The sequence below is a fragment of the Lacticaseibacillus chiayiensis genome, assembly GCF_004123795.1.
In the GTDB taxonomy this organism is placed as follows: domain Bacteria; phylum Bacillota; class Bacilli; order Lactobacillales; family Lactobacillaceae; genus Lacticaseibacillus; species Lacticaseibacillus chiayiensis.
Genome location: NZ_MSSM01000012.1, coordinates 38,339 through 46,258, shown reverse-complemented (window position 1 = coordinate 46,258; position 7,920 = coordinate 38,339). Strand labels below are relative to the sequence as shown.

The 7,920-nt window shown below is 42.6% G+C and carries 8 protein-coding genes; 3 read left to right on the top strand and 5 right to left on the bottom strand.

The features are described 5' to 3' along the window. Nucleotides 1–17 precede the first annotated feature (17 nt). From BVJ53_RS06195 to BVJ53_RS06180, 4 genes are read right to left on the bottom strand one after another with little or no spacing between them, the layout of a single operon-like run. Nucleotides 18–917: a dihydrodipicolinate synthase family protein gene (locus tag BVJ53_RS06195; protein ID WP_129301654.1), complete on the bottom strand. Its 900-nt coding sequence runs from the start codon at nt 915–917 to the stop codon at nt 18–20. Nucleotides 918–962: 45 nt separating this feature from the next. After that, nucleotides 963–2,222: a PTS ascorbate transporter subunit IIC gene (locus BVJ53_RS06190; protein ID WP_129301653.1), complete on the bottom strand. Its 1,260-nt coding sequence runs from the start codon at nt 2,220–2,222 to the stop codon at nt 963–965. A 24-nt stretch (nt 2,223–2,246) separates the two neighbouring features. Then, nucleotides 2,247–2,537 (bottom strand): PTS sugar transporter subunit IIB, encoded by a 291-nt coding sequence (locus BVJ53_RS06185; RefSeq protein WP_129301652.1) that lies wholly within the window; start codon nt 2,535–2,537, stop codon nt 2,247–2,249. Next, nucleotides 2,530–3,003: a PTS sugar transporter subunit IIA gene (locus BVJ53_RS06180; RefSeq protein ID WP_129301651.1), complete on the bottom strand. Its 474-nt coding sequence runs from the start codon at nt 3,001–3,003 to the stop codon at nt 2,530–2,532. The genes BVJ53_RS06185 and BVJ53_RS06180 overlap by 8 nt, the downstream gene beginning before the upstream one ends. Nucleotides 3,004–3,278: 275 nt before the next feature. Here BVJ53_RS06180 and BVJ53_RS06175 point away from each other — a divergent pair, with 275 nt between their 5' ends. Next, nucleotides 3,279–3,890, top strand: a complete 612-nt coding sequence (locus BVJ53_RS06175) for a KpsF/GutQ family sugar-phosphate isomerase (RefSeq protein WP_129301650.1) — start codon at nt 3,279–3,281, stop codon at nt 3,888–3,890. A 169-nt stretch (nt 3,891–4,059) separates the two neighbouring features. Here BVJ53_RS06175 and BVJ53_RS06170 read toward each other — a convergent pair whose 3' ends face one another. Then, on the bottom strand, nt 4,060–4,956 hold the full coding sequence (locus tag BVJ53_RS06170; protein WP_129301649.1) for a LysR family transcriptional regulator: 897 nt from the start codon (nt 4,954–4,956) through the stop codon (nt 4,060–4,062). A gap of 146 nt (nt 4,957–5,102) precedes the next feature. Here BVJ53_RS06170 and BVJ53_RS06165 point away from each other — a divergent pair, with 146 nt between their 5' ends. Both BVJ53_RS06165 and BVJ53_RS06160 read left to right on the top strand, forming a co-directional pair. Next, a complete protein-coding gene (locus BVJ53_RS06165; protein WP_129301648.1) occupies nt 5,103–6,380 on the top strand; it encodes an FAD-dependent oxidoreductase in 1,278 nt (425 codons plus the stop codon). Between the two features lies 1 nt (nt 6,381). Beyond that, the gene (locus BVJ53_RS06160; protein WP_129301647.1) at nt 6,382–7,866 is read left to right on the top strand and encodes an SLC13 family permease; all 1,485 of its coding nucleotides are present in this window, start codon (nt 6,382–6,384) and stop codon (nt 7,864–7,866) included. Nucleotides 7,867–7,920 lie beyond the last annotated feature (54 nt).

Genomic DNA, 7,920 nt, shown 5'->3' with positions numbered 1-7,920 from the left:
AATGTTGTTCTCCTTTTCTAAACAATGCCCTGCTGCTGATAAGCACTAATGACATTTTGCGTCTCCCGATACAGAGAGTCCTCTTTGGTCGGCATCTTAGCAGGTAGTCTAGTCGGACCAACCGTAATCCCCGCAATATTAAGCGCCGTCTTAAGTGATACAGGCGAAGTTGCCTTGTGCAATACCGTCCTGAGAGGTTCGATATGATCTTGGTATTTCTTTGCTGCATCAATGTCAGCATTAACAAAAGCTTGATAAAGTGCCACATTATTAGCTGTTAAGAGATTAGCGGTGCTGGCAATAGCAGCGTCACCACCATGCTGCAAACTTTCAAGAATCCGTCCATCCGAGCCCATGATGACGGAAAATGGTCGATTTGGCCGATTTTTCAAGTAACCATCAAAGTTATCCCATTCTCCCGAACTATCCTTTATGCCAATCAAATTCTTATACTTTGATAGTTGCTTCATGGATGAAGGTTCAATGTTGATCCCTGTTTTTGCCGGCATGTTATAAAGTAAGACCGGCACGTCAACGGCTTGAATGACGGCTGCAAAGTGATCGATAAGTTCCTGTTGCGAAGGTGCAACAAACGAAGGAGCAACCAAAGTGATCGCATCGGGATGCATTAAGGCCACTTTTTGACTAAAACGCACTGTTTCAGCTGTACCGTTTAATCCTGTTCCAACTAATATTTTGGTTCTTCCATGAACATAACCTATGACATGAGCAGTAAACGCCAGCTTCTCTTCCTCATTCAAAACGTATGCTTCTCCATTTGTTCCTAAGATAAAGATCCCGGCAATGGCTTCAGTTAACAGATGGTCTAAGAGTCGGTCAGTTCTCTCAAAACTGATTTTTTGATCATAGGTTAATGGTGTAACCATCGCAACTAAAATTCCTGACAAAGGTGCCATGACTGTAACTCCCTCTTTTAATTTTTAGGTGACCACCAAGCATCATTAATGAAACAGTCCCAAGATACTGTTTAAGAGTGAGCCAACAACGTTATAGTCAACATTCGGGAACATTGCAGTTGACACGCCCATACTTGAAATGACTGGATACAACAGCACTGGTAAGAAAACAAGCAGCAAACCGACGACAAAGGATCCGAAAACTGCGCCTCTCCAGCCACCAGTTGAATTGCCGAAAATTGCTGCAGTTCCGCCCGAGAAGAAGCAGATATGCGCAGCTGGGATGATAACCATATCAAAATGAAAAATGATCATGATAAGGACGCCAATAAGTCCAGCAGCGTATGAACTTAAGAATCCAACAAGGACAGCGGTAGGTGCAAATGGAAAGATTGTTGGCACGTCAAGCGCTGGTCGGGATCCTGGAATGAATTTCTCGGCAAAAGCATTAAATGCAGCAGTTATCTCTGCTAAGAACATCCGAACACCTGTCATTAAGACCGAAATACCAGCCGTACATGTCAAAGCCTGAATCAGTGGGAAAACTAGCCAATCAACCCCGCCAGAAATCTTCATGACAGCTGACTTACCCGCGGCAATTGCTGCTAAATAAAAGAGAATCAGCATGACAAATGCAAAGCCCATTAAGAAATCCTTGAAAAATGATAGCGCTTTAGGAAACTTAATATTTTCCGTTGTGTCATCGGCATGTTTCTTAAACGCGTTACCAAGTAGTCCTGAAAGTGCGTAGCCAAGCATGTTGAAGTGACCAATTGCCTGAAAGTCACCACCAGTAATTTTCCGCATAAACGGCTGACAAAGTTGTGGTAGTGCTGCCGAACAAAAGCCCAAAATTGTTCCACCCACAATAATGGTCCAAGTATTGTTAAAACCGTGTGCCTTCATAACCAAGGCAAGAACACACGCAAAAAATAGACTATGGCCTCCAGTGAAGAAGACATTTTTAAACGGTGTTATTCGCGCAAATACTAAGTTCATAATGAATCCAATAATTAAGGTCATGGACACTGCAAAGCCAAACTTGTTTTGAGCAAGTGCCGTGGCTGCTTCTGGTGATGCGATCACACCATTGATGTGGAATCCTTCCGTAAACAGCTTGTTAAAGTTCTGCAGCGTGCCCGTCATCGTTGTCGCACCAATTCCAAATATCAAAAACCCAATTGCTGTTTTAGCCGTTCCAGTAAAAACTTCCGTTGGACTTTTTCGTTGCGAAATTAGCCCTATTAAAGACACAACCGCTAAAAGTATTGCCGGATTGGAAAGCAGACTAACTAAAAACTTCATGATTAATCCCCCATCTTGCTCTTGTCAGTTGACGCCAATATCCTGTAAAGCTTTTGCTACTTTCGTATAAATTTCCTTTTTATCCAGTAAATTCCTAATCCCGACAATTTCCTTTTTGACACCTTCTTCTTTTAGCTCATCAGCAACGTCGCTCAGCGTAACAACAATCGGGCCATCAAAGCTACTTAGTTCATCTAAAGAGGAATGGATCACTTCCATATTCCACTTGTGTTCAGCAATAACCTCATTTAATTTGATCTTTAACATAAGGCTTGACCCAACACCTGCACGACATGCAACTAATACCTTAACCATTACAATCACTCCTGTTCGTTGATACAGTTGACTCAATATACGCCATAATCTCCTGACCGGATGTAGCTCGATCAAGGACATCATAAAAGCCATCCATTGAAAGCAATCTGACAAACTCTTGCATCGCTTTAAGATGCGAATCCGCATCCGGCGCGCTTAGTGTAAACACGTATCGAACTGGATCATTCGCCTCATTATGAAAATCTATTGGCGGATCCAGAGTCGTTATGCCCATTGCCAGTGTGTTGGCGCCGGCTTGACGAGGGGCATGCGCCAGCGCAACATGTGGTGCAATCACGAAATAAGGGCCGAACTTTTCTGCTGAACGAATAATTTCATCAACATAATTTGGAGTTACATCCCCGTCTTCGACTAAAACGCTTCCCGCTTTTTGAATGGCGTCACGCCAATCTGTCGCTTTTACCTTCAACTGGATTAATGGTTCTGTGATAATTTTCTCAATCATTCAACATCACCTTCTTCGTTTCTACAAGCTCAATGTAAGCGCTATCTGAATATCGATCAATGCTTTCTGGTAACAGGTTTTGTTTGTGTGCTCACAATTTCAACAAAGAGCAACGCGTCCCGCGAGAATAAATCCCTTGGTTATGCGCATTTCTTCTCGCAAAAAGAACTATGTTTTCGAAATATGTTTGCTTCCCAACAAAACAACACATCATCGATGATTGTCATTACTGCTGTGGCAGTCAACAATGAAGGTGGAATAAGGAGGTTATCCACATGATCGAAAACAAAATGTCCTTAATACACACATACATGCAGAGGGAAATTTCAGCTATGCAGTTGATCGCGTCACACGTTGATGAATCACAATATGAATCTCTGATTGATAAGATTATGAAGTTAAAGGGTCGGTTAGTTTTTATGGGTGTCGGTAAAACGGGACATATTGGTGTTAAACTTGCAGCTACTTTTGCGAGTCTTGGCACCCCATCAATCTTTGTGCACGCAACTGAAGCAATGCACGGGGACTTAGGCATGATCACTTCAAAGGACCTAGTTATTATTATCTCGAATAGTGGCGAGACAAAAGAGACGCTTGCACCAATACCTTCTCTGAACTTAATTGGTGCAGAAACGGTAGCATTAACTGGGAATGAATCTTCGCAGTTGGCTAAAGCTTGCAAAAACGTGCTAACCATCCCTGTCAAGAATGAAGCAGACGATTTGGGATTAGCGCCAACAAACAGCTCAACGGCAGCGTTGATGGTCGGTGACGCGATCGCTTGCACAGTTTCAAAATTGAAAGGTTTCACAGCTTCCGACTTTGCAATATTCCATCCAGGCGGTGCTCTCGGACAAAAGCTGTTAAAAGAAGGAAGCCTGAAATAATAGCAGCTAAATAGACCTTCTCGAAATCTGCAAATTTAATCTAGCTATTTCTGGAGTGAAGTAGTTTGCCTGAATATTAACAATACAGACAAGCAAAAATTAAAAAGCCCAAATTCGTTGTCCTTAACGCACGAATTTGGGCTCTTTAGCTTATTTGCTACAACAGTTCTTATGTGTTGCTGCCTGACATCTCGCACGATTGCTGAATCAATGACCGAAACTCCTTAGCAACTGGTGAAAGCATTTGATACTTAAGCCATGCACAGTACACATCTCGATGACGTGCTTCTGCTAGTGGCAATATTTTGACTTCAAAATGATCCAGTAAATATATCCGTGGTATAACCGCAATGCCGACACCGGATGCCACCAAAGCAGCCATCATCGCAGGATCGTCAACTTGCATCGCAATGTCCAATTGTTCCATGTCAACATTTAAGATGTTTGCAACATCATAATAGGCACCACTGCGCGTACTAAACGTCACCATTGGATATTTCAGAATATCTGCAACCGAAACTGACGTCTGCCTGACAAGTTCATGATTCACAGGCGTAATAACAACGTAAGGTTCACGTTTAATGGCAGAAAACTCGACGAACTCATTACGCCGCCAATAAGAACAGATACCCAAATCGATTTCGTGATTACTTAATCGTTGGATGAGTTGCTCCGTGTTTCCCTGTACTAATCGCACAGTCAGTTGATTTTGCGGATGATATTTGCGGTACAGATTGATGACTTGAGGAACAATGGTCACACCAAACGAGCCAGATACGCCAATCGTCACACTGCCAAGATTGCCATCCAGATATTGCGCTATCTTTTCCTTGCTTTCCGCTACGTCCGCAAGAATTTTTTGCGCTTCGTTCCGCAAAACTTCTCCAGCTCCAGTTAGGTAACTGATTCTTTTCTCGCTATAAAACAGCGGTGTATTCAGTTCTTGCTCAAGATTGATCATTGATTGACTTAACGTCGACTGAGCTATGTCCAACTGAAAAGCTGCTTCACTATATGAGCCAACTTCTGCCAGTACTAAGAAATAGCGCAGCTGATTGAGATTCATAATCGTTCTCCCTTTGAAAAAGTATCATCGCTTTTATCGATAGAAACAGTATACAGAATCGATTGTACAAATGAAAGCGATGCCTTATTCTGCCTTTAGTGAAGAGTTGAACATATCTGATTTTAAAACTAAAGGAGGACAAATTAATGGATTTTGACTTAATGGTTATTGGTGGCGGTACTGGTGGCGTTTTGGCCGCAATAAAGGCAGCATCTAAAGGTATTCGTGTTGCGATTATTGAACAGCAAAATGTTTGCGGTGGTAATGCCACACTGTCTGGTTTAGCGGAGTTTAATGCAGCAACATTTTTAAAACAGCCACTTTATCATGGCTTTGAGCAAATGATTTTTGACCGACTTGTAGAGCGTCAAGCCGGCCAATATTATTACCAACTCCCAATGTCATCTGATAAAGAGATCAAGGTTGACCGCCTTCGTTACAATCCTGAAGTGTTGAAGCTAATTTTGGAAGAGATGTTAGCCGAAAACCACGTTCAGGTTTTCTATAACACTTATTTCCAAGCAGCTAAGAGGGAAGCAAATGGTTTTACGGTTCAGGTAACTAATTTTGGAACGCCTTACCGGTTCTCAACAAAATACTTGATAGACGGTACAAGTAACTCATTGGTCGCAACAAGCCTTCGTTGCCACACACAACGACTTGCTGCTGAGGATATCGCTGTCTCAACGCAATTATTTAGATTGTCTAACGTTGATCTGCCAACACTACAGGCCTTTATTGCGAGTGGAAAGCTTTCAGACGTTATCAGTGAAGCCTTCGAAAACAATATTATCCATGGTCGAATCCTCGCCTTTGCACCTATTCCTGGCACAAATGACACCAGTGTCAATGTAACTCGAACAAATGTTGATTATCGTGACCCTAAACAACTTTCACAAGGGCTGCACGAGACCCGAAGTCAAATCAATCGAATTGCTTCGTTTATTAAAGAAAAAATTCCTGGGTGCCAAAACGCTTATCTGTCCAATATTGCCCCAATTTTAGGTGTTCGCGCAAGTGTCAAACTCAATGGGCGAGCCACCCTTCGTCTTGATGACATTAAACAAATGCGCCAGTTTGAAGACTGCATCGGGGTTGGTTGCTATCCAGTCGATATTCATGATCCCGTCACGAAAAAGGTTCACTTCTTGAAAATTGATGGTGTTTATCAAATTCCTCTGGGCGTTTGTCTCCCCAAAGAAGATCTCAATTTAGCAGTTATTGGCAAGGCGATTTCTACTGATATGGAAACATTTGCTGCAACCCGGGTAATGCCGATTGTGATGAACGTTGGCGAATCAATCGGTGCCATCTTCGCCTACGCTATCAAGAATCACAAAGATGTTTATGCGTTAACCCCAGCTGAAGTTAAAAAAATAATGATGCACGAAGAACTGGTCAACCAAACTTGTGAGGTAAACTAAAATGCAAACGACAGTCAAACAAGCGAATAGTCATGCCATCCTCGGCCATTTCAATCTTAATAAACTGATGCAAGTTGTCTCTTTTGCGTTCATCTTTCTGTCCCGTTTTATCCCAGCACCTTCCGGATTAACTGCTGACAGTATGCAAATGATCGGCATTTTTGTCGGGATGCTTCTACTCTGGAACTTCGCTGGCATTGGTTGGACAAGCTTACTTTGTATGAGCGTCATCGTTTTATTTCAAATCATGACGCAAGCAGAAGTATTTGCTAGTGGTTTGGGCAACTGGGTCAATTCATTTCTTTATGCATTCTTCATGATCAGTTATGTGATGACCCAGACTGGCCTTTCGAAACGAATTGCTATTTGGTCTGTTTCAAACAAATTAGCAAGTCGCGGACCATGGACCTTCATCGTCGTCTTCCTGTTTGCATCGGTTTTTCTTTCAGCTTTTATGTCGCAAACTGCGGCATTGCTTGTCTTTATCCCAATTGCTGAAGAGTTGTTCAAAGAACTTGGTTTAAAAAAAGGTGACCGCTTGCCTCAAATGATTATCTTAGGACTGGCAATGTGTGTTGGTATTGGCTCTTCCATGACACCTATTGGCCATGCAATTGTCCTCATCCCGCTTACCTTTTTGGCCCGCGATGCTCACATCAACATTGATGTGCTCTCTTACAGCATTGTCGGCATTGCAACAGGCGTGCTGGTCTTTATCGTGTTCATGTTAATCTATAAATTTTTCTACCGCCCCGACGTTAAACCTTTACGAAGTTTTGACGCTCAAAAACTACGGGCTGAATTGCCACCAATATCGCGGCAGGAAAAGATCACTGCCTCTGTCTTTGTTGCTGTTATCATTATTTGGATCATTCAAGGAACCATTGGCAACATTCTCCCAGAAATTGGCGCTTATCTATCTTCGATTGGAAACGCCATCCCTGCCTTCATTGGCGTCATCCTATTGTGTCTTATCAATGTCGACGGTAAGCCAGTCATGGATTTCAAAAAAGCATCAACCCAAGGCGTGCCGTGGAATACTTTGATTTTTAATGCGGCTGTTTTGGTTCTTTCTGCAGCACTCGTTCAGGACAAACTTGGCATCACCAAATACTTCACTAAAATTGTCCGCCCAGTTGTCAGTGACTTTTCCAGTTTTCTATTCATACTGGTTGCCATGTTCTTGCTGGTCATGCTCAAGCAGTTTATTTCAAGTACCATCATGGCCACCGTCTTTTACTCCTTGCTGATCCCGTTAGCATTGACTTTAGGTAACATTAACGTTGCAGCATTAACCGTTCTAATCGCAGCCGGCGCTTCCTATGCTTGGTCAACGCCACCTTCAACAATTCCAATGGCACTTGCTGGCGGATCAGGCTGGGTCGACTTAAAAGTCATGCTCCGCTATGGTTTGGCACTCGCATTAGCAGGCGTTCTAATTCTCTCGTTTGTTGGCTATCCATTGGCTTCAATGATCCTTAAATAATATATCCTACAAGGTTAAGCAAAAAAGATTCAAGGGCCTCGAAATTTGAGCTCC

Excerpts from the sequence above, each read along its gene's own strand:
- BVJ53_RS06175 (WP_129301650.1), top strand. The coding sequence starts at position 3,279 with ATGATCGAAAACAAAATGTCCTTAATACACACATACATGCAGAGGGAA.
- BVJ53_RS06190 (WP_129301653.1), bottom strand. The coding sequence starts at position 2,222 with ATGAAGTTTTTAGTTAGTCTGCTTTCCAATCCGGCAATACTTTTAGCG.
- BVJ53_RS06180 (WP_129301651.1), bottom strand. The coding sequence starts at position 3,003 with ATGATTGAGAAAATTATCACAGAACCATTAATCCAGTTGAAGGTAAAA.
- BVJ53_RS06165 (WP_129301648.1), top strand. The coding sequence starts at position 5,103 with ATGGATTTTGACTTAATGGTTATTGGTGGCGGTACTGGTGGCGTTTTG.
- BVJ53_RS06170 (WP_129301649.1), bottom strand. The coding sequence starts at position 4,956 with ATGAATCTCAATCAGCTGCGCTATTTCTTAGTACTGGCAGAAGTTGGC.
- BVJ53_RS06160 (WP_129301647.1), top strand. The coding sequence starts at position 6,382 with ATGCAAACGACAGTCAAACAAGCGAATAGTCATGCCATCCTCGGCCAT.
- BVJ53_RS06195 (WP_129301654.1), bottom strand. The coding sequence starts at position 917 with ATGGCACCTTTGTCAGGAATTTTAGTTGCGATGGTTACACCATTAACC.
- BVJ53_RS06185 (WP_129301652.1), bottom strand. The coding sequence starts at position 2,537 with ATGGTTAAGGTATTAGTTGCATGTCGTGCAGGTGTTGGGTCAAGCCTT.